The organism is Rathayibacter sp. AY1A5 (genome assembly GCF_002930875.1).
Taxonomy (GTDB): Bacteria; Actinomycetota; Actinomycetes; order Actinomycetales; family Microbacteriaceae; genus Rathayibacter.
The window spans coordinates 21,811-46,469 of the sequence record NZ_PSTM01000020.1; the positions used below are offsets into that span (position 1 = coordinate 21,811).

A 24,659-nucleotide genomic window follows, 5' to 3' on the forward strand; every position below is an offset into this window, starting at 1 on the left:
ACGGCGCCGCCTGACGGCTAGGGCTGGGCCGCGTCCGGCCGGGCCGCGTCGGGCTCGGCCTCCGCCGCCCGATCCTCTCCGGGCGCGGTGCGCCCCTCCTTCGGCATCGCCCAGACCGCGGCGAGCATGCCCACGGCGAGGACCGTGAGCGCGATGCAGACGAAGCGGGTGCCCTCGGCGAGGTCCGCCGGTGCGGGGACGCCGCCGCCCGCCTTCGCGTTCACGATCGCGCCGAACACGGCCACGGCGACGGCGCTGCCGATGTTCCGGGCGAAGAAGTTGGTCGAGGAGACCACTCCGCGCTCGTTCCAGTCGACGCTCGACTGCGCCCGGATCAGCGTCGGAGTCGCCACGAGCCCCATGCCGGCGCCGATCAGCACGCAGAAGCCGGCGATCTCCCACAGCGTCGAGGAGGCGCCGAGCAGGATGGTCAGCGCCGTGCCGATCACGACGAGCCCCGCTCCGAGGAAGCCCGTGTTGCGGAAGCCGATGCGCAGGTAGAGCCGGCCCGACAGGCTCGCCGCGACCGGCCAGCCGAGCGTCATCGCCGCGACGGCGAAGCCCGCGCCGAGGGCGGAGCTGCCGAGCACGCCCTGCGCGAAGGTCGGGAAGTACGAGGTGACGCCGAGCGTGATCGCGCCGACGGTCACCGAGACCAGGCTGGTCGAGATCAGCACGCGCCGCGTGAGGACCCAGAGGGGGAGCACCGGGGCGGCCGCGCGCCGCTCGATCGCGACGAAGCCGGCGAACGCGAGGGCCGAGACGACGAACACGCCGACTCCGGCGGGGGAGAGCCACGGCCAGGCGCTGCCGCCCTCGAGCAGCCCGAGGATGAGCAGCGCGGTGCCCACGGCGAGCACGGAGGCGCCCGCCACGTCGATCCGCTGCTTCTCGCCCCGCGTGGTCTCGCGGAAGCTGCGGATCAGGAGGAACGCCGCCAGGAGGCACAGGGGGATGTTGACGAGGAAGATGCCGCGCCAGGCGCCCAGGTCCGAGAGCACGCCGCCGAGGGTCGGCCCGACGACCGAGGAGATGCCCCAGACGCTCGCGAGGTAGCCCTGGGTCTTCGCACGCTCGGCGACCGTGTAGATGTCGCCGGCGATGGTGATGCCCATCGGCTGGATCGCTCCGGCCCCCAGGCCCTGCAGGGCTCGGAACGCGATCAGCGCGGGCATGCTCCAGGCGAGGCCGCACAGGAGCGAGCCGACCAGGAACAGGGCGATGCCGATCAGCATGATGGGCTTGCGCCCGATCACGTCGGCGAGCTTGCCGTAGAGGGGGACCGAGACGGCCTGGGCCAGCAGGTAGATCGAGAACAGCCAGGGGAACTGCTCGAAGCCCCCCAGGTCGGCGACGATGGACGGCACGGCCGTCGAGAGGATCGTGGCGTCGAGGGCGACCAGAGCGGTCGAGATCATCAGGGACAGCAGGATCGGGCCGCGCTCCGAGCGCAGTCCGACACTCGCGCGGGTGGGGGCGTCGGTCACTCTGCCCAGGCTATTCCATAGCCGGGGGATGGAAGCGGGGAGGAGAGGATCCGCTCCGGGGCTCGGTAGACTGGTGGCATGGAACTCGTTCTCTGGCTCGTCGTGTCCGCCATCGCCGGTGTCGGCCTCGTCTCCGGAGTCGCGGCTCTCATCGCCATGACGCGGGCGCCCTGGTCGGCCGACAAGTAGCCGCCCGGCCGGCCTCGCGCCGGCACTACTCGTAGATCCGCACCACGCTCCACTGCGGTTCCGTCGACGCGACCACGTCGAGCACGAACGCTCCGCCGGTCGCGAGGTCCGTCGCCTGGAAGCGCCAGCCGCCGATGCTCACCGGTGTGCGCCCGAACGTCGGCGGGAACCCCTCGAGGGGCGCCCACCACTCGCTCGTGCAGGTCCACACCGTCGGCCGGTCGGTCACCCGGTAGCTCCCGCCCCGCCACTCGAGCGCGATCGGCACTCCCTCGCCGTCGGTCGAGACCAGCGCCGTCTCGTCGATCACCGCCATCGTCGTGCTCCCGTTCACTCGCCGGACCCGGTTGGCCGTTCGAACATGTGTTCGATAGTCTGCGAGTGTACGCCGCGGCGCTCGTGCTCGCCACGGCCGCGGATCGACCGGTGGGAGGCGCGATGATCGAGTGGAGTCCGCTCCAGATGCTGCGCAGCAGCGGGCAGGACGAGTGGGTGATGGTCGACGCCCTGCGCACCGGCCGGATCGGCCTGGTGCGCCGCATCGAGACCGGCCCGTACCGCGAGACCTGGTTCCGCGCGGTGACCTGGGCGGCCGAGCCGGAGAGGCGGACGCTCGTGGGCTACTCCCGCTCGATGGACACCATCGCGGCCGCCCTGTGGGCCCATCAGCCGCCGACGGCGCAGGAGAAGCCCTTCCCCGGCTACCCGCCCTCGCGGCCGTCGCCGTGACTCCTTCAGCGAGAGGGGGCCCGGCCGTCCCCGCGACGGCGGCCTCCGTGTCCGCCACGGGGGAGAATGGCCCGATGCTCCTCGCACTCGTCGGCGGCCCCACGGGGGCGTGGCGGGCGGTCGACCCCGTCGGCGGCGCCGAGGCCGGGAGCGGCAGGGGGCCGGCCGAGCTGGCGGCGTTCGTCCGGGAGCGGGAGCCGGAGCGCCCGCGCTGGGTCTGGGACGACACCGCGCGCTGGTACCCCGCACTGCTGTCGGCCGGGGTGGTCGTCGCCCGGTGCCACGACCTCCGGCTGGCCCGCGCGATCCTCCGCCGCTCGGTCTCCGCCGCCTCATCGGCTCTCGCGCGCTCGCCCCTCGACCCGTGGGACGCGGGAGCCGCGGCCCCCGCCGCGCAGGACACGCTGATCGGGTTCGAGGAGGCGGCGGGCGGCTCCGACGAGCTCGACCCCGTCCTCGAGCTGGCCCTGCAGGAGGAGGCGCTCTCCGGCGCCGCCGAGGCCGGCCGGCTCCGCCTGCTGCTCGCCGCCGAATCCGTCGGCGCCCTGATCGCTCGCGAGATCGCCCACGCGGGGCTGCCGTGGCGCGCCGATGTGCACGACCGGGTGCTCACCGGGATGCTCGGCCCCCGCCCGCTCTTCGGCGGCCGCCCGGCCCGGTTGGAGGCGCTGGCCGACCGCCTGCGCGACGAGCTCGGCGCGCCCGAGCTCAACCCCGACTCGCCGGCCGAGCTCCTCAAGGCGCTGCGGCGCGCGGGGCTGCCGGTCGAGTCGACGCGCTCCTGGGAGCTGCAGTCCCTCGAGCACCCCGCGGTACCGCCCCTCCTGGAGTACAAGAAGCTCTCCCGGCTGCTCACCGCCAACGGCTGGTCCTGGCTCGACGCGTGGGTGCGCGACGGACGGTTCCGGCCGGAGTATGTGGTGGGCGGCGTCGTCACCGGCCGCTGGGCGACCTCGGGCGGAGGGGCGCTGCAGCTGCCGCGGCAGATCCGCGCCGCGGTCACCGCGGATCCGGGCTGGAGCCTCGTGGTCGCTGATGCCGCGCAGCTCGAGCCGCGCATCCTCGCCGCGCTCTCGGGCGACTCGGCCATGGCCGCCGCCGGGCGGGGCCGCGACCTCTACCAGGGCATCGTCGACGCCGGCGTGGTCCCCGACCGGCCGAGGGCGAAGGTCGCGATGCTGGGGGCGATGTACGGGGCGACGAGCGGGGAGGCCGGGCGGCTGCTCCCGAGGCTCGCCCGTGCCTACCCGCGCTCGGTCGCGCACGTCGAGGCGGCGGCTCGGGCGGGGGAGCGCGGCGAGAGCGTCTCGACGTGGCTCGGGCGCAGCTCGCCTCCCGGCCCCGAGGGGCTCTCGGCCGATGCGGCGCGGGCACGCGAGTGGGGACGCTTCACCCGCAACTTCGTGGTGCAGGGGACCGCGGCCGAGTGGGCGCTCTGCTGGATGGGCGAGCTGCGGGCGCGGTTGCGCGCCGAGGGCGGCGCGGTCGGCCGCGCGCACCTCGTCTACTTCCTGCACGACGAGGTGATCGTGCACGCTCCCGCCGACGTCGGCGAGCGGGTCGCCGCGATCGTCCGCGAGGCGGCGGTCCGCGCCGGACGCTCGCTCTTCGGAGAGGGCGAGGTCGACTTCCCGGTCATCGTCGCCGTCGTCGACTCCTACGACCAGGCGAAGTGAGGCGCGGGATCAGTACCAGTGCGGCGAGCGGTTGTTCCAGCTCGACCACGCGTTGCAGGGCGAGCCGTAGGCGCTCTTGATGTACGAGAGACCCCAGTCGACCTGCGTCGCCGCGTTCGTCTGGTAGTCGGCTCCCGAGTTGGCCATCTTGCTCGCCGGGAGGGCCTGCGGGATGCCGTAGGCGCCGGAGGAGCGGTTCAGCGCGTTCCAGCGCCACCCCGACTCGCCGTTCCACAGCGGGATGAGGCACCGGTCGACCTGGTCGGCGCCCCAGCCGAAGCGGCCGACAGCGGTGCGGGCGTAGGCCTGGGCCTGCGCGGGGGAGAGGCCGTCCGTGCGTCCGGCGTAGGTGCCGAGGGCGGCGATGGTCTTGGCGGAGCTGTTGCGCGCGCCGGTCGGGTCGTCGTCGCCGAGCTCGACCGGGCCGCCTCCTCCGCCGCCTCCGCCTCCGCTGTTGGAGGGCGCTGCCGGAGCAGCGGCCGCGGCGGGAGCCGACGCGGCGCGCTGGCGGGCGGCCTCGGCCTCGGCGGCGAGGCGGGAGAGGCGCTGCTGCTCCTCGAACGCCGACTTCGCGTCCTGGCCGTCGGCGTACTCCCGCTCGATCTCGGCGGTGGTGTTCTTGAGCGAGGCGAGCTGGGTGTAGAGCTCCTGGCTGTACTTCTCCTGGTCGGCGACCTTGGCGTCGGCCTCGGCCTGAGCGGAGCGGGCGACCGAGAGCGCGTCGGCCGCGGCGGTGGCGAGGGAGACGCGCTCGCCCCGGGCCTGCTCGGCCTGAGCGGCGAGGGAGACGGCCTGGTTCTCGGTCGACTGCGCCGCGGTCTGGAGCCGGCTGGTCTGCTGGGTGAGCTGCGTCATGGTGCCGAGGCGGTAGAGCAGCTCGCTCGACTCGTCGCCGCCGATGAGGAGGTTGAGCGTCGCATCGGTCCCGCCGTTGCGGTAGAGCTGCGCGGCGAGACGGCCGGCCTGCTCCTTCGCTGCGTCGGCGTCCGAGCGGGCGGCGGAGGCTCGCTCCTCCAGGGCGCTCACGCGCTGGGTCGCCTCGTCGAGAGCGCTCTGCGCGGCGTCCGCCTCGGCGGCCCGGCTGATGGCGGCGTCGGTGAGGGCGGCGGCCTGGTCGCGCAGGTCGGCGAGGAAGGCGGTGATGCGGTCGACCTCAGCGGCGGTTGCGCTCTCGCTCGACTTCGCGGCCTCGACATCGGACCACGAAGGGTAGTCGGACGGGTCGTAGGCGGCGGACGCGGAGAGCGGGGCGGCGAGGGCGGCGCACAGGACGAGGACCGTGCCCGCTCCGGCGGCGACGAGGCGCCGGCGCGCCCGGGAGGGGACGCGGAGACCGAGGGGGGTGCGGGACATGCGAACCACCCTAGGCGACGGCACCCGCGCCTGTCTCGTCCTAGCTCGAGGCTCGACGGCCCCGGCGGGGACGCTCGAGAGCGTATCCGCGGACGCTCCGTCCCGGCCCGTCGCCCGTGAGCTCGTCGCGGGCCGCCTCGAGGAGGCGCCGCAGGGCCTCCTCCCGCACGCGGGCGGCGATCGCGGCGAGGCGGCGCTGCGGGTGCGCTTCCTCCTCCTCCGCCTGCTCGTCGGCGGTGGCGGGCAGCGAGCTCTCGTACGCGTCGAGGACGGCGGCGAGGTCGGCGCCGGACAGGCTCGAGGCCAGCAGCACCCGGTCGAGGACGTCGTCCCAGTCCTCCTCCGGGGACGCTCCGTCACCCGTCAGCCAGGCGGCCGCCTCCGCGCGGCCCTCGTCGGTGAGCGCGTGCAGGGGGAGGCCGTCGTCGGTGGACCCGGCCGAGACGACGAGGCCCCGCTCGCGCAGGCGGTCGAGCGTCGAGTAGATCTGGCCGACGTTGACCCGGGGCCGGTGCGCGGCACGGTCGAGGAGCTCGGCGTGCAGCTGGAGGCCGTAGGCGGGGCCGAGCGTGAGCAGGGCGAGCAGGCCGTCGCGGACGGACACGGTGCTCCTCCCGGCGGGCGTCTGGCGGTGTGCGGCGTCCGGCGGCGCGGACGACCTGAGTATAGGCAGGAGCCGCCCACGGCCGGTCGAGCAGGCGCGGCGAGCCGCCTTGACGGAGGTCCGCCGCTCCTGCATGATCGGGCGTGGTGGCACGTCCACCGTCATAATCGAAGAAGGCGCACCGCAGAGTGTTCCGTGGTCCGGGTCGTTGGGGAAGACGCACCGGGACGAACGGAGGACACCATGGTGGCGCAGCAGACTCGGGGTGTGCTCTTCGTGCACTCCGCCCCCCGCGCGCTCTGCCCCCACCTCGAGTGGGGGACAGGTCGCGCTCTTGGTCGTGCCGTGAACTTCGCCTGGATCGAGCAGCCCGTGCTCCGCAGCACACTGCGCGCCGAGTTCGCCTGGGAGGGCCCGGTCGGAACCGGTGCCGTCATCGCGTCCGCTCTCCGCGGCTGGGCCGACGTCCGCTACGAGGTCACCGAGGAGCCCTCGCCCGGCGTCGACGGAGGCCGCTGGATGCACACGCCCGAGCTCGGCATCTTCTACGCCCAGACCGACAGCGCGGGCAACACCGTCGTGCCCGAGGACCGCATCCGCTCCGCCATGGAGCTCGCCGGCGCCGACCCCATCGAGCTGCACCGCGAGCTGCGCCTCGCCCTCGGCCAGGCCTGGGAGGACGAGCTCGAGCCCTTCCGCTACGGCGGCGACTTCGCCCCCGTCGTCTGGATGCACGGGGTCGGCTGAGTTCGTTCGACGCCGCTCCTCGCGCGGCGTCGCGCAGTCGGCTCGGTCGGGTGGTCGGGTTCCGTGGAGCGGCCGGCGTCCGGCGACGCCGATCCGCTGGCACGCGGATCGGCGGATACGCCTCGCGGCAATCGTTCGCTCCCGCCTCCCTGAACCAGGCGGCCAGCGGACCCTCCGTTCCGGCAGAGGTCCGCCTCGAAGGCGCGTCGTCGCCTTACGGTTGCCGCTCGCTGGCACGTCGACCAGACGGTCGGCGGAGCACCGCGTTCCGGCGGAGGGCGTCGGAAGACTCGTGGACCCGCCCGCACCTCTGTCGCGCACGACGCCGACGGCCCGAGTAATGGCGAGTCGCACGCTCCCCACGAGCGCAGCCGCCCTGATCCGAGCATCCGACCCGAGTCGCGGCGAAGCCCGCGCTCCCACCCGGACAGCTTCCGCGATCGGAGTATCCGACGCGAGTCGCGGCGAAGCCCGCGCTCCCACCCGGACAGCTTCGTTGATCCGAGCATCCGACCCGAGCCGCGGCGAAGCCCGCGCTCCCCACCAGCACGGCGTGCTCACCAGCCCGCACCAGACGGCGGCGCAGATGCCTCGCGGCACGAGGCGTATCCGGGGATCCGCGTTCCAGCGGATCACCGTCGCCGCACCGCACCGGCCCTCGGAAACCCCGCCCCCCTCCCCAGCGGACGCGCCTGCGCCGCGCAAGGAGCGGCGCAGCCCGCTTTCCGCACGGTGGAGCGGGGCTACGCCCCGCTACACCGTCCGGAAAGCGGCAACAGCATTGTGCCCCCCGAACCCGAACGAGTTCGAGATGGCGACCAGCGGTCCGTCGCCGAGGGCGCGGGGGCTGGTGACGACGTCGAGGGGGATCTGGGGGTCCTGCTCGAAGAGGTTGATGGTGGGGGGTGCGGTGCGCTCGTGGAGGGCGAGCACGGTGAAGATGGCCTCGAGCGCGCCGGTGCCGCCGAGGAGGTGGCCGGTGGACGCCTTGGTCGCGGAGACGGCGATGTTCGGGAGGTGGTCGCCGAAGACGCGCAGCAGGGCGCGGTACTCGGCGATGTCGCCGACCGGGGTGCTCGTCGCGTGAGCGTTGACGTGGGTGACGTCGGTGAGCGCGGCTCCGGCCTGCTCGAGGGCGCCGATCATGGCGCGGGCGGCGGCGGAGCCCTCGGGGTCCGGCGCCGTGATGTGGTACGAGTCGCTGGTGACGGCGCCGCCGGCGAGCTCCGCGTAGATGCGGGCTCCGCGGGCGAGGGCGTGCTCCTCGGTCTCGAGGATGAGTGTCGCGGCGCCTTCTCCGAGGACGAAGCCGTCGCGGGAGACGTCGTAGGGGCGCGAGGCGGTCGCCGGGTCGTCGTTGCGGCGCGAGAGGGCCTGCATCGACGCGAAGGCGGCGATCGGGAGCGGGTGGACGACCGACTCCGTGCCGCCGGCGACGACCACGTCGGCGAGGCCGAGCTGCATGTGCTCGTAGGCGTTCGCGAGGGCCTCGGTGCTGGAGGCGCAGGCCGACACGTCGGTGCGGGCGTAGGCGCGGGAGGGGATGGCCATGCTGATCGCGGCGGCGGCCGCGTTGGGCATGAGCATCGGGATGGTCATCGGGAGGACCCGGCGGGGACCGCGCTCGCGGAGGGTGTCCCACGCGTCGACGAGGGTCCAGAGGCCGCCGATGCCGGTCGAGTAGTCGACGCCCACGCGGAGCGGGTCGACGTCGGTGATGCCGGAGTCGGCCCAGGCCTCGCGGGCCGAGATGAGCGCGAACTGGCTGGAGGGGTCGAGGCGCTTCGCCTCCGGGCGGGAGAGCACCTCCTCCGGGCGGACCTTGGCCTGGGCGGCGAAGGTGACCGGGATGTCGTACTGGGCGACCCAGTCCTGCTCGAGGGAGCGGACGCCTGATTCGCCGGCGAGGAGTGCGTTCCAGGACTCCCGGGCGGTCCCGCCGAGGGGAGTGCTGGCACCGATTCCGGTGACGACGATCTTCTTGGTCATGACGAGCTTCTCTGTTCCGTGTGGGTGGGTGCCGGGCTCACCCCGGCCGACGATCGCCGGCCGGGGTGTCCGCCACGAGGACGGGGTGCGCGGGCGACGACTACTCGGACGCCTTGACGATGAAGCGGACCGCGTCGCCGACCGTCTTGAGGTTCTTGACCTCGTCGTCGGGGATCTTCACGTCGAACTTCTCCTCGGCGTTGACGACGATGGTCATCATCGAGATGGAGTCGATGTCGAGGTCGTCGGTGAACGACTTGTCCATCTCGACGGAGTCGGTGGCGATGCCCGTCTCGTCGTTGACAAGCTCGGCCAGGCCGGCGAGGACTTCTTCGTTGGACAGTGCCATGGTTCTCTCCTTGGGGGTTCTTCGGGTGTTCGTCAGTGACCGTAGGTCAGTTTAGGGGTGGGGTCGCGCCGGTCACGGGAGCACCACGACCTGCGCGCCGAACACCAGTCCGGCGCCGAAGCCGATCTGCAGCGCGAGTCCGCCGTGCAGCTCCGGGTGCTCCTCGAGCAGGCGGTGGGTGGCGAGCGGGATCGACGCGGCGGAGGTGTTGCCGGTGGTCTCGATGTCGCGGCCGATAGCGACGGTCTCGGGGAGCTTCAGCTGCTTCGCGAGCTCGTCGATGATGCGCATGTTCGCCTGGTGGGGGATGAACGCGGCGAGGTCCTCGGGCTGGACGCCCGCCTCCGCGAGCGCCTGCTTGGCGACCTTGGCCATCTCCCAGACCGCCCAGCGGAAGACCGACGGGCCGTCCTGGCGGAGGGTGGGCCATTCGGCGGTGCCGTCGCGGTAGGCCGCGAGCGGGTTGTCCATGCCGACGGTGTCCCACTTGGAGCCGTCGGATCCCCACACGGTCTTCGAGATGCCGGCGGTGTCGCTGGGGCCGACGACCGCGGCGCCCGCGCCGTCGCCCAGGAGGAAGGAGATGCTGCGGTCGGTCGACTTGACCAGCTCGGACAGCTTCTCGGCTCCGACGACGAGCACGTACTCGGCCAGGCCGGAGCGGATGAAGGAGTCGGCCTGGGCGATGCCGTAGGTGTAGCCGGCGCAGGCGGCCGAGATGTCGTACGCCGGGGCGGGGTTCGCGCCGATGCGGTCCGCGAGGAGCGCGGCCAGCGACGGGGTCTGCACGGTGTTGCTGATCGTGGAGACGAGCACGACGCCGATCTGGTCCGGGCGGATGCCCGCCTTCTCGATCGCCTCGAGGGAGGCGGTGGTCGCGAGGTCGACCGCGTGGATGTCGGCGGAGGCGCGGCGGCGCTCGATGATGCCGGTGCGCTGGCGGATCCACTCGTCGGAGGAGTTGATCGGCTCGATCAGGTCGTCGTTCGGGACGACGAGGTCGCCGCGTGCCGCGCCGATGCCGAGGATCCGGGTGTACGCGCTGCCGCTGGACTGGGTGAGGGAAGGGGTCGTCATGGGGTCTCTCCTGCTAGGCGGCGTGCTCGTCGAGGAAGGCGCGGGCGGCGTCCACGTCGTCGGGGGTCGTGATGGCGATGCTCGGCACGCCCTTGAGGCCGCGCTTGGCGAGGCCGACCAGCGCGCCGGCGGGTGCCAGCTCGATGATCCCGGTGACGCCCGCGTTGGCGAAGGCCGCCATGCAGAGGTCCCAGCGGACGGGGGAGGCGACCTGGCCGACGAGCAGCTCGAGGAACGCGGCACCGGAGTCGACGACCGACCCGTCGCGGTTCGTCCAGAGCCGGAGCGTCGGGTCGGAGGGGGTCAGCCCGGCGGCGACGCCGGCGAGGGAGTCGCGGGCGGGCGCCATGTAGCGGGTGTGGAAGGCGCCGGCCACCTGCAGGGGGATCACGCGGGTCCCGCGGAGCGGCTCCGCCTTGAGTGCCTCGAGCGCGTCGACCGCGCCGGCGACGACGATCTGCCCGCCGCCGTTGTAGTTGGCCGGCTCGAGGCCGAGCTCGTCGAGACGGGCGATCAGGGCCTGCTCGTCGCCGCCGAGGACCGCGCTCATCGCGGTCGGCTCGGCGGCGGCCGCAGCGGCCATGGCACGGGCGCGCTCGCGGACGAACACCAGCGCGTCGGCCTCGGTGAGGACTCCGGCTCCGGCGGCCGCGGTGATCTCGCCGACGGAGTGGCCGGCGATGCCCGCGATGCGATCGCGCCGTCCACCCTCGAGGAGGGCGGCGAGGCTCACGAGTCCCGCGGAGACGATCAGGGGCTGAGCGACCGCGGTGTCGCGGATGGTGTCCGCGTCCGAGACGGTGCCGTGCGCGGCGAGGTCGATGCCGACCGCCTCCGAGTGCGCGGCGACCTGCTCGGCCACGGAGGGGATCTCGAGCCAGGGGGCGAGGAATCCGGGGGTCTGGGAGCCCTGACCCGGGGCGACGACGACGATCACGGTATCCAGTCTTCCGATCTGCGCTCGCACGTGCGGCGCGTGGAGCCACTGACAAAGCACAAAGAGCTTGTCGCGGGTCTACAAGTGTTCAGGGGCGGGAGGGGTTCGGCGAGCGGAGGGCCTCAGCGTCGGGACGGCTTCCGGCGGACGGCGCCGTCCGGGTCGCTCATGGAGCCGAGGATGAGGGCGGACTGGAGGATGAGCGCCTCGCGGGCGCCCGTCGCGTCCCAGCCGATCACCTCGGCGACCCGCTTGAGGCGGTAGCGCACCGTGTTCGGGTGCACGAACAGCTCGCGGGCGGTCGCCTCGAGCGAGCGGCCGTTGTCGAGGTAGGCCCACAGCGTGGTCAGCAGCTCGGTCGAGTGCTTCTGCAGGGGCCGGTAGATCTGCGTGATGAGGCTCTGGCGGGCGAGCGGGTCGCCGGCGAGGGCGCGCTCGGGAAGGAGGTCGTCGGCGTTGACCGGTCGCGGCGCGTTCCGCCAGGAGCGGGCGACCGCGAACCCGGCGAGGGCCGCGCGGGCGCTGCGGGACGCCTCGACCAGGGTCGGCACCTCGTGGCCGAGGACGAGGTGGCCCGTCCCGAAGCCGGTCTCGAGCGCCTCCGCGATCTCGAGGAACGCGACCGGTGGACCGGTCTCCTCCGTGGCGTTCTCGCTCGGCTCGGCGCGGCCGATGACCAGGACGAGCCGGCTGCCCTGCACGCCGATCAGCACGTCGGCGTCCATGTGCCGGGCCGTGCGGCGCAGCTGGTCGACGTCGAGCATCTTGGGGGCGGTGCCCACCAGGACGGCGACCTCGCCGTGGCCGTGCCAGCCGAGGGCGGCGATCCGGCTGGGCAGCTCGTCGTCGGCCTCGCCCGTGAGGATCGAGTCGACGACCAGCGCCTCCAGGCGCGCGTCCCAGAGTCCTCGGGCCTCGGCGGCGCGCGCGTAGACGTCGGCCGCGGCGAAGGCGATCTCGCGCGAGTAGAGGAGGATCGCCTCGCGGAGGTCCTCCCCGCCGTTCTTGATCCGGTCCTCGACGACCTCGACCGTCACCTTGATCAGCTGCAGCGTCTGTGTCAGCGAGACGGAGCGCAGCAGCTCGCGGGGAGCGGCTCCGAACACGTCCGCCGCGATCCACGGCGTGGCCGACGGGTCGTCGAACCACGAGATGAACGAGGTGATGCCGGCCTGGGCGACGAGGCCGACCGCCGAGCGCCGACCGGGGGGCATGCTGCCGTACCAGGGCAGCGTGTCCTCGAGTCGCTTGATCGTCTGCGTCGAGAGCTCACCGGCGAGGGTGCGCAGCCAGGCGAGGGTCTGCTCCTTCGTGCGGGGAGCGTCCGGCCGGGTGGCCGGACGCTCCGCCGCAGGAGCAGGACCCCGCGCACTCGACGGTGCGGGTTCCTGCGAGAGCACGGACTCGTCCGTCAGCTCTCGCCGCCCGCGTTGCCGGTGGTGCCGGCGTTGACGTCGAGGAGGCGGTACTTCTCGATCGCCTGGACGGCGAGCGAGGGGTCGACCTCGCCGCGCTTGGCGAGCAGCTGCAGCGTCCGCACGACGACCGAGGGGCCGTCGATCTGGAAGTAGCGCCGCGCCGCCGCACGGGTGTCCGAGAAGCCGAAGTCGTCCGCGCCGAGCGTCGCGAAGTCGCCCGGGATGAACTGGCGCAGCTGGTCGGGGACCTGGTGCGAGAAGTCCGAGACGGCGACGAAGGGGCCCTTCGCGTCGGCCAGCTTCTGCGTCACGTACGGCACCTGCTCGGCGTCCTCGGGGTGGAGGAAGTTGTGCTGCTCGGCCTTGATGCCGTCGCGGCGCAGCTCGTTCCACGAGGTGACCGACCAGACGTCCGCCGAGACGCCCCAGTCCTCGGCGAGGAGCTTCTGCGCCTCGATCGCCCACGGCACCGCGACGCCCGAGGCGAGGAGCTGGGCCTTCGGCCCGTCCCACTGGCCCCAGGAGATGCGGTGGATGCCGCGGACGATGCCCTCGACGTCGACGTCCTCCGGCTCCTTCGGCTGCACGATCGGCTCGTTGTAGACCGTGATGTAGTACATGACGTTCGGGTCGGTGTGCTTCCCGCCGTACATGCGCTCGAGTCCGGACTGCACGATGTGCGCGATCTCGTACCCGTAGGCCGGGTCGTAGCTCACGACGGCGGGGTTGGTCGCCGCGAGGATCGGGGAGTGCCCGTCCGCGTGCTGGAGGCCCTCGCCGGTCAGCGTGGTGCGTCCCGCGGTGGCGCCGATCATGAAGCCGCGCGACATCATGTCGCCGGCCGCCCAGATCGCGTCGCCCGTGCGCTGGAACCCGAACATCGAGTAGAAGACGTAGACCGGGATGAGCGGCTCGCCCTGCGTCGAGTACGAGGTGCCGATCGCGGTGAACGCCGCGAGGGCGCCCGCCTCGTTGATGCCGACGTGGAGGATCTGGCCCTGCGGGCTCTCCTTGTAGGCCAGGAGGAGCTCGCGGTCGACCGACGTGTAGTGCTGGCCGCGCGGGTTGTAGATCTTCGCGTTCGGGAAGAACGCGTCCATGCCGAAGGTGCGCGCCTCGTCCGGGATGATCGGGACGACGCGGTTGCCGAAGTCCTTCGAGCGGAGGATGTCCTTCAGGATGCGGACGAACGCCATGGTGGTGGCGATCTCCTGCGTCCCGGAGCCCTTCTTGCCGACCGCGTAGGCCGAGTCCTCGGGAAGGTTCAGCTGCGTGTACTTCGAGCGGCGCTCGGGGAGGTAGCCGCCGAGCGCGCGGCGGCGCTCCTGCAGGTACTCGATCGCCTCGTCGTTCTGACCGGGGTGGTAGTACGGCGGGAGGTAGGGGTTCTCCTCGAGCTGCGCGTCCGTGATCGGGATGCGCATGGTGTCGCGGAACGACTTGAGGTTGTCCAGCGTCATCTTCTTCATCTGGTGGGTCGCGTTGCGGCCCTCGAAGCTGCGGCCGAGACCGTAGCCCTTGATGGTGTGGGCGAGGATGACGGTGGGCTGGCCCTTGTGCTCCGTCGCGGCCTTCATGGCCGCGTAGATCTTGCGGTAGTCGTGGCCGCCGCGGCGCAGGCCCCAGATCTGCTCGTCGGAGTAGCCCTCGACGAGCTTCTTGGCGCGCGGGTCGCGGCCGAAGAAGTTCTCGCGGACGTAGGCGCCGTCCTCCGTCTTGTAGGTCTGGAAGTCGCCGTCGGGCGTCTTGTTCATCAGGTCGAGCAGCGCGCCTTCGGTGTCGCGGGCGAGCAGGTCGTCCCACTCGCGGCCCCAGATGAGCTTGATGACGTTCCAGCCCGCGCCGCGGAAGTACGACTCGAGCTCCTGCACGATCTTGCCGTTGCCGCGGACGGGTCCGTCGAGGCGCTGGAGGTTGCAGTTGACGATGAAGTTCAGGTTGTCGAGGCCGTCGTTCGCGGCGACCTGGAGCTGACCGCGCGACTCGACCTCGTCCATCTCGCCGTCGCCGAGGAACGCCCAGACCTGCTGGTCGGAGGCGTCCTTGATGCCGCGGTTGGTGAGGTACTTGTTCGCCTGCGCCTGGTAGATCGCGTTGATCGGGCCGAGGCCCATCGACACGGTCGGGAACTGCCAGAACTCCGGCATGAGCCGCGGGTGCGGGTAGCTGGAGAGCCCGCCGCCCCGGTGCGACTTCTCCTGGCGGAAGCCGTCGAGCTGGTGCTCGCTCAGGCGTCCCTCGAGGAAGGCGCGCGCGTACGGGCCGGGGGAGGCGTGGCCTTGGATGAAGACCTGGTCGCCGCCGCCCGGGTGGTCCTGGCCGCGGAAGAAGTGGTTGAAGCCGACCTCGTACAGCGAGGCGCTCGACGCGTACGTCGAGATGTGGCCGCCGACCCCGATGCCGGGACGCTGCGCGCGGTGCACGAGGATGGCCGCGTTCCAGCGGATCCACGCGCGGTAGCGGCGCTCGACGTCCTCGTCGCCCGGGAAGTCGGGCTCGTTCTCGGGCGCGATGGTGTTGATGTAGTCCGTGGTGGGCACCATCGGCACGCCGAGGTGGAGCTCCTTGGAGCGCTTGAGGAGGCTGAGCATGACGTCGCGCCCGCGACCCCGGCCCCGCTCCTCGACGAGCGCATCGAGCGACTCGTTCCACTCCGACGTTTCCTCGGGGTCCGAGTCCACGTGACCGACGGAATACGGGTCCTGATCGTTAACAGTCACCCTCGACCTCTCTCTGGGGGCAGATCGTGCCCGAGACATCACTCTCATGAAGCGGTGCGGATCCGCGGATCCGGGGCTCGGATGACGAGCCGCGCGCGGGCACCTCCGTCAGCCTAGCGATTCCCGTGCCCCGAACCTGGAATCGCACTGTGGTGATCCACGAGGAATGAGCGCCGACGACTGTAGGAGAGCGCCAGACGGGACGCGTCGACCGGCCCGTGATCGGGGGAGACGGGATGTTCCTTGGAGTCTGCGCGGAGCGGGTCTAGCATTGCCCCTCGTGCTCGCGCGACTCTCGTGCGCACGGAAGGACATCGGACCGATGGCTCTCGAGAAGCTGACCCTGGCTCCCGACTTCGAACTCGCGAACCAGTACGGCGAGCGCATCCAGCTGGGCGACTTCCACGGGCGGCGCAACGTCGCCCTGGTGTTCTTCCCCCTCGCCTTCTCCGGCACCTGCACGGGCGAGTTCTGCGCGCTGCGCGAGAACCTCTCCCTCTTCGAGCACGCCGACGTGGAGCTGATCGGCATCTCTGTCGACTCCAAGCACACGCTGCGCGCCTGGGGCGAGAAGCAGGGCTACGACTTCACGCTCCTCTCCGACTTCTGGCCGCACGGCGACGTCGCCAAGCAGTACGGCGTGTTCACCGAGGCGAAGGGCTACGCGACCCGCGCGACCTTCCTCATCGACAAGGCCGGCGTCATCCGGGACACGTTCATGACCGCCCCGGGCGAGCCTCGCTCGATCGACGCCTACCGCGCCGCCATCGACGCGCTCGCCCCCGCGCACGTCTGACCCTCCGGAGGCGGACCGCCCCGGTCGTCAGCTGAGGATGTTGACGGCCCGGGAGATCACGAGGGCCAGCAGGACGAATCCGGTGAACGCCTCGGCGATCATCAGGAGCTTCATCCGGCTCGACAGCGGCATCGTGTCGGTCGGGCTGAACGCCATGGTGTTCGTCGTCGACACCGAGAGGTAGTCGACGAAGCCGGGCCGCCAGTCGGCGCGCTCGGAGGAGGTCGCGGCGACCTCGGGCGCGGTGTCGCGGTAGGTGTCCTGCGGGAAGGCGAAGTCGGCCGCCGGCAGCTCGGTGCGGGTAAGCGTTCCGCGGGCGACCGGACCGCCGCGGTCGAGCTCCCAGAACAGCAGCGCGTACGCGACGACGTTGGTGACCCAGACCTGGAGCGCGGTGAGCAGCAGCGGAGGGCCGTCGGCCGTCCCGTCGACGAGGTCGATCACCACGGCGACCACGTTCACCTGGTTCGCCACGGCGAGCACGACCGCCAGGGCGATGGAGACCCCGCGCGACCAGCGCGTCTCGCTGTCGAGCCGGTGCGGGTTGACGACGAACAGCGGCACGAGCAGCGCGAGCGTGATGCCGGCGGCGACGAGGCGGACCACCGAGGTGTCGGCGCTGTGGCCGGCCACGTTCAGGGCGACGGCCACGAGGATCGCGGCGGAGGCGGGCCAGCGGCTCTCGGCGCGCCGCCTCGCCCGGGAGTCGCTGTCGGCGGTCATGTGCCGAGGCTAGTGCCCGCAGGGGGCCGCTCCGCCTGCCGTAGGATCGAGTCGATCGTCCGCGGGTGCTCCCGCGACGGGGGCCTTTAGCTCAGTTGGTAGAGCGCCACGTTTACACCGTGGATGTCATCGGTTCGAGCCCGGTAGGGCCCACCACATCCGACGATCGGACACTGCGCGTCAGCGGGACTGGCGGCGCTTGTAGGGCTTCGGCTGGCCCTTGACGATCGGGGCGCGCCCGGTCCCCTTGGAGGCCTTGGCCTTGCCTCCCGACTTCGGGGCCGCCTCCGGCTCGTCGCCGAGCGCGGCGAGCTCCTCGCGGGCCGAGGCGAGGCGCTGCCGCCCGGCCGCGGTGAGGGTCGTGGCGGCGGCACCGGGCTCGAAGAGCGGCTTGCCGAGGTCGAGCTCGACGGCGGCGACGGAGGAGTCGAGCTTCTGCCGCGAGATGCCGAGGCGCTCGGCGGCGCGCACGAAGTGCAGCTCCTCGGCGACCGCCACGAAGTGGCGCAGCTGGCTGATCTTCATCCCGAACCCTTCACGGCCGCTCCCTGCGGCACGACCACGGTACGCGGTCCGGGAGGGGGCGCCGACCGCCGGGAGCGCCGTCGGGAGCAGCGGCGACCCGTCGATCCGCGCCAGAGGCCCCGGCGGACATTGCCGGACGGAGGCGGGAGGCCTACGGTCGCGCCCGTGGGCGGTCCCGAAGCCGGCCACGGAGAGAGGCCGACGTGGGCGCGCTCATCTACAGCTCGATCGCGTCGCTCGACGGCTACGTGAACGACGCGGACGGCGGATTCGCCTGGGCGGAGCCGCGACCCGCCGTGCACCGCTTCATCACGGAGCGCGAGGGGCGGGTGCGCACGTACCTGTACGGGCGGCGCATGTACGAGGTCATGCGCGCGTGGGAGCAGACCTGGGCCCTCGCGGAGGAGTTCGCGTTCATCCGCGACTTCCAGGAGATGTGGCGGGCGGCCGACAAGGTCGTGTACTCGACGACACTGGAGTCGGCCGAGACCCGCCGCACCCGCGTCGAGGGCGGGTTCGACCCGGTCGTCGTCGCCGCGCAGGTCAGCGCCGCCGACCACGACGTCTCGATCGGCGGGCCGACCCTCGCCCGGCACGCGCTGCTCGCCGGGATCGTCGACGAGGTGCAGGTCTACACGGTGCCGGTGGCGGTGGGCGGCGGGACCCACTTCCTCCCGTGCGGGTTCCACGCGCGCCTCGACCTGCGCGAGGAGCACCGCTTCGCCGACGGCACGGTCTTCACGCGCTACAGCGTGCGGCGCTGAGACCGGCTACTCGGCGCCGACCAGCGCGGCGATCCGCGAGGCGAGCCGGGCGCCCTGAGCGCGTCCGGCGCGGGCGGAGGCGGCGCGGACGGCCGGGTCGAGCGAGTTCGGGCCGAAGGCGCGCACCGACTCCTCGTCGGCGTAGAGCACCTCGACCCGCGAGTCCGCGAGGGCGTCGAGCTCGCCGGTCGGGATCAGGCCCGCGCCGGGCGTGCCGACTCCCGGCAGCGGAGTGACGATCAGGACCCAGTCGGCTCCCGCGGCGAGGTCGGCGTTGCTGCCGGAGCGCACGCCGCCGTCCATGTAGCGGACGCCGTCGATGCTGACGGGAGGCCAGACCCCGGGGACGGCGCAGCTGGCGGAGATCGCGTCGACGAGGCCGACACCGCTCTCGCGGTCGAACACGCGCAGCTCACCGGTGGCCGTGTCGACCGCGGTGATGAGCAGACGCTGCTCGGGCCAGTCGGCGTCGCCCACGCGGGCCGAGATGACGGCCCGGCGCGTGTCCTCGGGGAGCGTCTCGGCCTCGAGCGCGAGGGTGCCGATGCGGCGCCGCGCGTCCTGGGGCGAGGTCGCGCCCTCGACGGCCGCGGCGAAGAGGGCCTGGAGGCGCTCACCGTCGACGTCCGCTCCGATCTCGGCGGACTCCTCCTGGAGCTGGGCCTCGTACGACTCGTCGAGGCCGGTGCCGGTGCTCAGCTGCGCGGCGACCGCGGAGCCCGCGGAGGTGCCGATGAAGGTCGTCGACGGATCGAGCAGGAGGCGGGCCGCCTCGGGGGAGGCGTCGGCGAGGCCGCGGAGGACGCCGAGCTCCCAGGCGATTCCGGCGAGGCCGCCGCCGGCGAGGACGAGTGCACCAGGCATGGGGGAGGTCCTTTCGATCAGGATCAGGAGGGGGCGGGCGCTGCGGAGCGCCGCAGCACCAACGCTGTCACATCGTCGTGCGCGTCGTCTGCGAGAGCATGCAGACGCTCGAAGAGAGCGGGGTCGTCGTTGCTCCGCACCAGCTCGGCGAGACGGTCGAGCGCGTCGAGGCGCCCGCCGAAGACGTCGAGCAGGCCGTCGCTGCAGGAGAAGAGCGCGTCGCCGGGGGCGAGCACGCGCTGCTCCTCCTCCCAGGAGACGTCGGCGGCGATGCCGAGCGGGACGCCGGTGGAGGCGAGCCGCTCCGAGGTGCCGTCGGCGCGCAGCAGGAGGGTGAGGCCGTGGCCGCTGTCCACGAACGCGACGGCGCCGCTCGCGAGGTCGACCCGGGCGATCAGCGCGGTCGCGAACATCCCGGTCGCGGTCAGGTCGGGCAGGAGCTGGCGGTTGACGGCCTCGACGGCTGCCGCGGGAGGGAGCTCCGGCCGCGCCTGGAACGCGGAGCGGATCGCGGAGGCGACGATCGCCGCCGAGACCCCCTTGCCCATCACGTCGACCAGCTCGAGGGAGAGGTCGTCCCCGCTGCGGCGCCACGCCGTGTAGTCGCCGGCGACGTCGTGCAGCGGCGTGGTCAGCGAGTCGAGGCTCCACTCGCCGAGGTCGAGGCGCTGGGGCCGGAGCCGCTCCTGCGTCTCGCTCGCGCGTCCGGAGAAGGCGATCTCGCGCAGCTCCCGCTCGGCCCACCGGCCGAGGTCCTCGAGGATCTCGCGCTCCTCCTCCGAGAAGCCGCGCACCTCGCTGTCGATGATGCAGATCGTGCCGACGCGGAGGCCGTCCCCGACGACGAGCGGGCGGCCCGCGTAGAAGCGCACGTGAGGGGATCCGGTGACGACTCCGCGGTCGGCGAACCGCGGATCGGCGGTGGCGTCCTCGACGACGAGGATGTCGCCCTGCTGGACCGTGACGTCGCACATCGAGTCGGCGCGCAGCATCCTGCTCGCCCGCGCCGAGCGCTGGGGCGACTTCGTGAACTGCGTCGACTCCTCGAGGATGTTGATCTCGGCGAGGGGGACGCGCAGGAGCCGGCGGGCGATGCGGGTGATCCTGTCGAAGCGCTCCTGGGGGGTGCTCAGGCCGATCCCGAGCTCGGCGATCGCGGCGAGGCGGGCGCGCTCGGTCGGCTCGCTCACGTGCGGGTCCGGGCGAGTGCCCAGAGGTTCTGCCCGTCGACACGGCGGTAGGAGAACTCGGTGACGAGGGCGTGGATGAACGGGATCCCGCGGCCTGCCTCGTCCCACTCGTCCGGCATGTCGCGGGGATCGGCGACCTCGGCGGGCGCCTCCTCGGCGGAGTCGTTGAGCGAGGCGCGCAGCTCGGTCGCGTCGACGCGGATCTCGACCAGGCAGATGATGTGCCGGTACGACCGGGCGTGCTGGACGATGTTCGAGGTCAGCTCGACCAGCGCGGTCTCGAACGACATCCGGTCGACCGGCGCGACGCCCGGCTCCTCGAGCCACAGCTCCTCGAGCGCCTCGTGGACGGCGGTGACGCCGTCCTCGGGCGGCGTGCGCACGACGAAGGAGCGCTCAGGCACGGTAGGCCTCCTCGACGGTCTCGGCGCTCCCGAGCAGGCGGTCGAGGTTGGACAGGCCGAGCACCATGGCGGGCTGCTCGCCGGCGGCGGCCACGCGCAGCTCGCCGCCCGCCTTACGCGCCTCCTTGAGTCCGGCGACGAGGACGCCGAGCCCGGACGAGTCGAGGAACTCGACGGCCGCCAGGTCGACGACCACGCGGACCTCTCCCGCCTCGAGCGCGCGCTGGAGGACCGCTTCGAGCTCCCACGCCGTGGACAGGTCGAGCCGGCCGACGGGGCGGATCACCACGATGTCGGGCTCGATCCGCTCGGTGCTGATCCTCGAGCTGGGCTCCATGGTGTCCTCCTGACGGGACGGCACGCGGTTCCGCAGGGCTCGGAGACGTGGTGAGGACGCGGTCGGGCGCGCGACCGAGGGGCTCCGGATCCGATGCGGGGGTGAATCGGGGAGTTCGTCCGCCTCCGACCGTACAAGGGAACGGGGCGCCCCGTGGGAGGCGTGACCGCATCCGCGCTGCGACAGGCGGTGCGCGGCCCGGGGGAGGAGGCCCCGCTCAGCCCCTCGCGGCGGCGAGAGCGTCGGCGGCGAGCCGCACGGAGGCGTCTCGGCCGGTCAGCCAGAGCGGCACGGAGCGGGCGCGGAGCCCCGCCGAATCGAGCGCCGGGACCGCGTCCGCGTCCTCCTCGCCGACGAGCCAGGCGTCGAGGAGGCCGCCCCCGCTCCGGGCTCCGTAGTGCCGGCCGACGGCCTCGGCGGAGGTCTCGACGCCGATCGCTCTGAGGCAGGCGTCGGCCATGCCGCGCACCACCGCGCCTCCGATGACGGGGGAGACGCCCACGACGGGTGCGGAGGTCCGGCGGAGGGCGTCCGCGATCCCGGGCACTCCGAGGATCGTGCCGATCGAGACGACGGGATTGGAGGGGGCGACGAGCACCGCGTCGGTGTCGGCGATCGCCTCCAGCACGCCCGGGGCGGGGCGGGCGCTCTCCACCCCCTGCTGGACGAAGCGGCGCGCGGGCGCTGACGCCCGAAGCCGCACCCACCACTCCTCGAAGTGGAGGAGCCGCACGCCCTCGCCGGGAAGGTCGACCTCGACGTGGGTCTCGACGTCCTGGTCCGACATCGGCAGCAGGCGGACCCCCAGCGGCCAGCGGGCGGTGATCCGGGCGGTCGCCTCCGAGAGGGTGAGGCCGTCGCGCAGCATCGAGCTGCGGGCGATGTGGGTGCCGAGGTCGAGGTCGCCCAGGGTGAACCACGGCCAGCCGACGCCGAAGGCGGTGAGCTCGGCCGAGACCCGCTCGCTCTCGCCGGCCCGCCCCCAGCCGCGCTCCGTGTCGTTCACTCCGCCGAGCGCGTAGGTGATCGAGTCGAGGTCGGGGCAGACCTTGAGGCCGGTGAGCCACATGTCGTCGCCGGTGTTGACGACGACGGTGATCTCGCTCGCCTCGCCGCCGGCGGCCTCGAGATCGCGGAGGTGCTCGCGGACCGCCGAGGTGAAGCGGGCGCCGCCGACGCCTCCGGCCAGGATCGTGATGCGCATCCGCCCACGCTAGCGGCACCGACGGATTCCTCCCCCGGCGAGCCTTAATGCTGCGGATCCGCGCCGGAAACACCGGGGAAACGTCGAACCCCGACGATGAAGCCCTGTCCCCGGAGCCTGACGGTCCGTCATTGCCTTCGGGCCCGGCGGGGACCACAGTGGGTCCACGTCCCCGGCTCCGCACCGCCCGGCGGAGCACACCGGAGTCGGACAGGGACGCCCGAGCATGGAGGTACCGATGACCATCGTCCGCGCAGCGATCACCCAGACGACCTGGACCGGCGACAAGGAGTCGATGCTCGACAAGCACGAGCGGATGGCCCGGGACGCCGCAGCCGACGGCGCGCAGATCGTCTGCTTCCAGGAGCTGTTCTACGGCCCGTACTTCGGCATCACCCAGGACAAGAAGTACTACCGCTACGCCGAGCCCGCCGACGGGCCGATCGTGCAGCGCTTCGCGGCCCTCGCGAAGGAGCTGGGCGTGGTGATGATCCTCCCGATCTACGAGGAGGAGCAGACCGGCGTCTACTACAACACCGCGGTCGTGGTCGACGCCGACGGGACGATCCTCGGCAAGTACCGCAAGCACCACATCCCGCACCTGGACCGCTTCTGGGAGAAGTTCTACTTCCGGCCCGGGAACCTCGGCTTCCCGGTCTTCGACACCGCGGTCGGCAAGGTCGGCGTCCACATCTGCTACGACCGCCACTTCCCGGAGGGCTGGCGGGAGCTGGGCCTGAACGGCGCCCACCTCGTCTTCAACCCCAACGCCACCAAGCCCGGCCTGTCGAACCGCCTCTGGGAGGTCGAGGGCCCGGCGGCCGCGGTGGCGAACGGCTACTTCGTGCTGCAGCCCAACCGCGTCGGCCGGGAGGACAACGAGTACGGCGACCTCGCGGTCGACTTCTACGGCACCAGCCAGATCATCGATCCGCGGGGGGAGTTCGTCGGGGAGCGGGGCTCGGGCGAGGCCGAGGAAATCCTGATCCGCGACCTCGAGATGGACATGGTGCAGGAGATGCGCGACGACTGGCAGTTCTACCGGGACCGCCGGCCGGAGTCGTACACCAGCATCCCGAAGCCGTGACCGCAGACCGAGACGGGGAAGACCGATGAAGACCCTCATCACCGGCGGGACGGTCGTCAACGCGACCGGCACCGGAGCCGCAGACGTCCTGATCGACGGCGAGACCATCGCCGCCGTCCTCGCCCCCGGCTCCACGCTGCTGGGCTTCGACCTGGCGGCCCACGTCGACCGGGTGATCGACGCGCGCGGCAAGTACGTCATCCCGGGCGGGATCGACGCGCACACGCACATGGAGATGCCGTTCGGCGGCACCTCCGCCTCGGACACCTTCGAGACCGGCACGCGCGCCGCGGCCTGGGGCGGCACGACGTCGATCGTCGACTTCGTAGTGCAGTACCCGGGCGAGAGCGTCGTCGACCGGTTCCAGGCGTGGCAGGAGAAGGCGGCCGGCAACTGCGCGATCGACTACGGCTTCCACCAGATCCTCTCGGACGTGCAGGACTCCTCGCTCGTCGCGATGGACGAGCTGATGCGCGAGGGGGTGACCAGCTTCAAGCTGTTCATGGCCTACAAGGGCGTGTTCCTCTCGGACGACGGGCAGATCCTCCGGGCGTTCCAGAAGGGCGCGGAGAACGGCGCGATGATGATGATGCACGCCGAGAACGGCGCCCTCATCGACGAACTGGTGAAGCAGACCCTCGCCGCCGGGAACACCGCGCCGTACTTCCACGGCACCTCTCGCCCCTGGCAGGCGGAGGAGGAGGCGACGCACCGGGCGATCATGATCGCCGACCTCACCGGCGCGCCGCTGTACGTGGTGCACGTCTCCGCGAAGCAGGCGGTGGAGCAGATCGCCCAGGCCCGCGACCGCGGCATGAACGTCTTCGGGGAGACCTGCCCGCAGTACCTCTACCTCTCGCTCGAGGAGCAGCTCGGCGCGCCGGGCTTCGAGGGCGCGAAGTGGGTGTGCTCCACGCCGCTGCGCTCGAAGGCGGAGGGGCATCAGCACCACATGTGGCAGTCGCTGCGCACCAACGACATCCAGATGGTCTCGACCGACCACTGCCCCTTCTGCATGAAGGGCCAGAAGGACATGGGGATCGGCGACTTCTCGAAGATCCCCAACGGCATCGGCTCGGTGGAGCACCGGATTGACCTGATGTACCAGGGCGTGGTGTCGGGGCAGATCTCCCTGCCGCGCTGGGTCGAGCTCACCTCGACCACCCCGGCGCGGATGTTCGGGATGTACGGGAGGAAGGGCGTCATCCAGCCCGGGGCCGACGGCGACGTCGTCGTCTACGACCCGAGCGGGCACACCTCGATCGGGATCGGCGAGGGCCGAAGCCACCACATGAACATGGACTACTCGGCCTGGGAGGGCTTCGAGATCGACGGCCACGTCGACACGGTGATCTCCCGCGGCAGGGTCGTCGTCGACGACGGCTCCTACGTCGGCACGAAGGGCGACGGGGCGTACATCCCGCGCGGTCTGAGCCAGTACCTGATCTGAGCCGGCACCCGATCCGAGCCAGCACCTGATCGAGCAGAAG

At 72.3% G+C, this 24,659-nt stretch carries 24 protein-coding genes and 1 tRNA gene; 8 read left to right on the plus strand and 17 right to left on the minus strand.

The features are described from left to right. Positions 1-17 precede the first annotated feature (17 nt). Together C5B98_RS13290 and C5B98_RS13295 are read right to left on the minus strand one after the other, a co-directional pair. Complete coding sequence (locus C5B98_RS13290; RefSeq protein WP_104263019.1) at positions 18-1,418, minus strand: MDR family MFS transporter; 1,401 nt, start codon at positions 1,416-1,418, stop codon at positions 18-20. Positions 1,419-1,701: 283 nt separating this feature from the next. Further along, positions 1,702-2,010 carry a hypothetical protein gene (locus C5B98_RS13295; protein ID WP_104226677.1) on the minus strand — a complete coding sequence of 103 codons (309 nt, stop codon included), beginning with the start codon at positions 2,008-2,010 and terminating at the stop codon, positions 1,702-1,704. Between the two features lie 104 nt (positions 2,011-2,114). On the opposite strand from C5B98_RS13295, the gene C5B98_RS13300 reads away from it, so the two are divergent. Both C5B98_RS13300 and C5B98_RS13305 read left to right on the plus strand, forming a co-directional pair. Continuing rightward, complete coding sequence (locus C5B98_RS13300) at positions 2,115-2,405, plus strand: hypothetical protein (protein WP_146076962.1); 291 nt, start codon at positions 2,115-2,117, stop codon at positions 2,403-2,405. A 74-nt stretch (positions 2,406-2,479) separates the two neighbouring features. Continuing rightward, positions 2,480-4,081, plus strand: a complete 1,602-nt coding sequence (locus C5B98_RS13305; RefSeq protein WP_104327919.1) for a bifunctional 3'-5' exonuclease/DNA polymerase — start codon at positions 2,480-2,482, stop codon at positions 4,079-4,081. Between the two features lie 9 nt (positions 4,082-4,090). Here C5B98_RS13305 and C5B98_RS13310 read toward each other — a convergent pair whose 3' ends face one another. Continuing rightward, positions 4,091-5,434 (minus strand): hypothetical protein, encoded by a 1,344-nt coding sequence (locus tag C5B98_RS13310; RefSeq protein WP_258063522.1) that lies wholly within the window; start codon positions 5,432-5,434, stop codon positions 4,091-4,093. A gap of 40 nt (positions 5,435-5,474) precedes the next feature. Beyond that, on the minus strand, positions 5,475-6,038 hold the full coding sequence (locus tag C5B98_RS13315; protein WP_181065544.1) for a PadR family transcriptional regulator: 564 nt from the start codon (positions 6,036-6,038) through the stop codon (positions 5,475-5,477). Positions 6,039-6,281: 243 nt separating this feature from the next. On the opposite strand from C5B98_RS13315, the gene C5B98_RS13320 reads away from it, so the two are divergent. Then, a complete protein-coding gene (locus tag C5B98_RS13320; protein WP_104226674.1) occupies positions 6,282-6,785 on the plus strand; it encodes a DUF3145 domain-containing protein in 504 nt (167 codons plus the stop codon). Positions 6,786-7,538: 753 nt separating this feature from the next. Here C5B98_RS13320 and C5B98_RS13325 read toward each other — a convergent pair. The 6 genes from C5B98_RS13325 to aceE form a co-directional block, all read right to left on the minus strand. Next, complete coding sequence (locus tag C5B98_RS13325) at positions 7,539-8,774, minus strand: beta-ketoacyl synthase (RefSeq protein WP_104226673.1); 1,236 nt, start codon at positions 8,772-8,774, stop codon at positions 7,539-7,541. A gap of 100 nt (positions 8,775-8,874) precedes the next feature. Next, entirely contained in the window at positions 8,875-9,123 is a 249-nt protein-coding gene (locus C5B98_RS13330; RefSeq protein WP_104223463.1) for an acyl carrier protein, read from the minus strand. Positions 9,124-9,195: 72 nt separating this feature from the next. After that, positions 9,196-10,200, minus strand: a complete 1,005-nt coding sequence (locus C5B98_RS13335; RefSeq protein WP_104223464.1) for a beta-ketoacyl-ACP synthase III — start codon at positions 10,198-10,200, stop codon at positions 9,196-9,198. A 13-nt stretch (positions 10,201-10,213) separates the two neighbouring features. Then, on the minus strand, positions 10,214-11,137 hold the full coding sequence (locus C5B98_RS13340) for an ACP S-malonyltransferase (RefSeq protein ID WP_104327921.1): 924 nt from the start codon (positions 11,135-11,137) through the stop codon (positions 10,214-10,216). 122 nt (positions 11,138-11,259) lie between these two features. Beyond that, a complete protein-coding gene (locus C5B98_RS13345; RefSeq protein WP_181065547.1) occupies positions 11,260-12,426 on the minus strand; it encodes a CdaR family transcriptional regulator in 1,167 nt (388 codons plus the stop codon). 122 nt (positions 12,427-12,548) lie between these two features. Further along, a complete protein-coding gene (aceE, locus tag C5B98_RS13350; RefSeq protein WP_104247522.1) occupies positions 12,549-15,275 on the minus strand; it encodes a pyruvate dehydrogenase (acetyl-transferring), homodimeric type in 2,727 nt (908 codons plus the stop codon). Between the two features lie 322 nt (positions 15,276-15,597). Between aceE and C5B98_RS13355 the strand changes: the two genes are divergently transcribed. Beyond that, positions 15,598-16,071 (plus strand): peroxiredoxin, encoded by a 474-nt coding sequence (locus C5B98_RS13355; protein WP_104238203.1) that lies wholly within the window; start codon positions 15,598-15,600, stop codon positions 16,069-16,071. 27 nt (positions 16,072-16,098) lie between these two features. Here the strand turns inward: C5B98_RS13355 and C5B98_RS13360 are convergent, their stop codons facing one another. Continuing rightward, positions 16,099-16,794: a hypothetical protein gene (locus C5B98_RS13360; RefSeq protein ID WP_104250959.1), complete on the minus strand. Its 696-nt coding sequence runs from the start codon at positions 16,792-16,794 to the stop codon at positions 16,099-16,101. Between the two features lie 80 nt (positions 16,795-16,874). On the opposite strand from C5B98_RS13360, the gene C5B98_RS13365 reads away from it, so the two are divergent. Further along, positions 16,875-16,950: transfer RNA gene (locus C5B98_RS13365), tRNA-Val, on the plus strand. Between the two features lie 24 nt (positions 16,951-16,974). Here the strand turns inward: C5B98_RS13365 and C5B98_RS13370 are convergent. Then, complete coding sequence (locus C5B98_RS13370; RefSeq protein WP_104223469.1) at positions 16,975-17,319, minus strand: LysR family transcriptional regulator; 345 nt, start codon at positions 17,317-17,319, stop codon at positions 16,975-16,977. 203 nt (positions 17,320-17,522) lie between these two features. On the opposite strand from C5B98_RS13370, the gene C5B98_RS13375 reads away from it, so the two are divergent. Further along, positions 17,523-18,083, plus strand: coding sequence for a dihydrofolate reductase family protein (locus tag C5B98_RS13375; protein ID WP_104226668.1), 561 nt, complete (start codon positions 17,523-17,525; stop codon positions 18,081-18,083). A gap of 6 nt (positions 18,084-18,089) precedes the next feature. Here C5B98_RS13375 and C5B98_RS13380 read toward each other — a convergent pair whose 3' ends face one another. The 5 genes from C5B98_RS13380 to cofD form a co-directional block, all read right to left on the minus strand. After that, positions 18,090-18,947, minus strand: coding sequence for a patatin-like phospholipase family protein (locus tag C5B98_RS13380; protein ID WP_104238200.1), 858 nt, complete (start codon positions 18,945-18,947; stop codon positions 18,090-18,092). A 23-nt stretch (positions 18,948-18,970) separates the two neighbouring features. Next, on the minus strand, positions 18,971-20,137 hold the full coding sequence (locus tag C5B98_RS13385) for a PP2C family protein-serine/threonine phosphatase (protein ID WP_181065545.1): 1,167 nt from the start codon (positions 20,135-20,137) through the stop codon (positions 18,971-18,973). Further along, positions 20,134-20,541: an ATP-binding protein gene (locus C5B98_RS13390; protein ID WP_104223473.1), complete on the minus strand. Its 408-nt coding sequence runs from the start codon at positions 20,539-20,541 to the stop codon at positions 20,134-20,136. Before C5B98_RS13390 ends, C5B98_RS13385 begins: the two co-directional genes overlap by 4 nt. Beyond that, positions 20,534-20,878, minus strand: coding sequence for an STAS domain-containing protein (locus C5B98_RS13395; RefSeq protein ID WP_104223474.1), 345 nt, complete (start codon positions 20,876-20,878; stop codon positions 20,534-20,536). The genes C5B98_RS13390 and C5B98_RS13395 overlap by 8 nt, the downstream gene beginning before the upstream one ends. Positions 20,879-21,095: 217 nt before the next feature. Further along, positions 21,096-22,082 carry a 2-phospho-L-lactate transferase gene (gene cofD / locus C5B98_RS13400; protein ID WP_104250955.1) on the minus strand — a complete coding sequence of 329 codons (987 nt, stop codon included), beginning with the start codon at positions 22,080-22,082 and terminating at the stop codon, positions 21,096-21,098. Positions 22,083-22,320: 238 nt separating this feature from the next. Between cofD and C5B98_RS13405 the strand changes: the two genes are divergently transcribed. After that, the gene (locus C5B98_RS13405; RefSeq protein WP_104223476.1) at positions 22,321-23,169 is read left to right on the plus strand and encodes a nitrilase-related carbon-nitrogen hydrolase; all 849 of its coding nucleotides are present in this window, start codon (positions 22,321-22,323) and stop codon (positions 23,167-23,169) included. A gap of 25 nt (positions 23,170-23,194) precedes the next feature. Continuing rightward, complete coding sequence (hydA, locus tag C5B98_RS13410; RefSeq protein WP_104327923.1) at positions 23,195-24,619, plus strand: dihydropyrimidinase; 1,425 nt, start codon at positions 23,195-23,197, stop codon at positions 24,617-24,619. The last annotated feature ends 40 nt before the right edge of the window (positions 24,620-24,659 follow it).

What these genes read in the sequence shown, in the direction of transcription:
- C5B98_RS13290 (WP_104263019.1), bottom strand. Translation starts at nt 1,418, where the DNA reads ATGATCTCGACCGCTCTGGTCGCCCTCGACGCCACGATCCTCTCGACG.
- C5B98_RS13300 (WP_146076962.1), top strand. Translation starts at nt 2,115, where the DNA reads ATGATCGAGTGGAGTCCGCTCCAGATGCTGCGCAGCAGCGGGCAGGAC.
- C5B98_RS13305 (WP_104327919.1), top strand. Translation starts at nt 2,480, where the DNA reads ATGCTCCTCGCACTCGTCGGCGGCCCCACGGGGGCGTGGCGGGCGGTC.
- C5B98_RS13310 (WP_258063522.1), bottom strand. Translation starts at nt 5,434, where the DNA reads ATGTCCCGCACCCCCCTCGGTCTCCGCGTCCCCTCCCGGGCGCGCCGG.
- C5B98_RS13320 (WP_104226674.1), top strand. Translation starts at nt 6,282, where the DNA reads ATGGTGGCGCAGCAGACTCGGGGTGTGCTCTTCGTGCACTCCGCCCCC.
- C5B98_RS13325 (WP_104226673.1), bottom strand. Translation starts at nt 8,774, where the DNA reads ATGACCAAGAAGATCGTCGTCACCGGAATCGGTGCCAGCACTCCCCTC.
- C5B98_RS13330 (WP_104223463.1), bottom strand. Translation starts at nt 9,123, where the DNA reads ATGGCACTGTCCAACGAAGAAGTCCTCGCCGGCCTGGCCGAGCTTGTC.
- C5B98_RS13335 (WP_104223464.1), bottom strand. Translation starts at nt 10,200, where the DNA reads ATGACGACCCCTTCCCTCACCCAGTCCAGCGGCAGCGCGTACACCCGG.
- C5B98_RS13355 (WP_104238203.1), top strand. Translation starts at nt 15,598, where the DNA reads ATGGCTCTCGAGAAGCTGACCCTGGCTCCCGACTTCGAACTCGCGAAC.
- C5B98_RS13360 (WP_104250959.1), bottom strand. Translation starts at nt 16,794, where the DNA reads ATGACCGCCGACAGCGACTCCCGGGCGAGGCGGCGCGCCGAGAGCCGC.
- C5B98_RS13370 (WP_104223469.1), bottom strand. Translation starts at nt 17,319, where the DNA reads ATGAAGATCAGCCAGCTGCGCCACTTCGTGGCGGTCGCCGAGGAGCTG.
- C5B98_RS13380 (WP_104238200.1), bottom strand. Translation starts at nt 18,947, where the DNA reads ATGCCTGGTGCACTCGTCCTCGCCGGCGGCGGCCTCGCCGGAATCGCC.
- C5B98_RS13395 (WP_104223474.1), bottom strand. Translation starts at nt 20,878, where the DNA reads ATGGAGCCCAGCTCGAGGATCAGCACCGAGCGGATCGAGCCCGACATC.
- cofD (WP_104250955.1), bottom strand. Translation starts at nt 22,082, where the DNA reads ATGCGCATCACGATCCTGGCCGGAGGCGTCGGCGGCGCCCGCTTCACC.
- C5B98_RS13405 (WP_104223476.1), top strand. Translation starts at nt 22,321, where the DNA reads ATGACCATCGTCCGCGCAGCGATCACCCAGACGACCTGGACCGGCGAC.
- hydA (WP_104327923.1), top strand. Translation starts at nt 23,195, where the DNA reads ATGAAGACCCTCATCACCGGCGGGACGGTCGTCAACGCGACCGGCACC.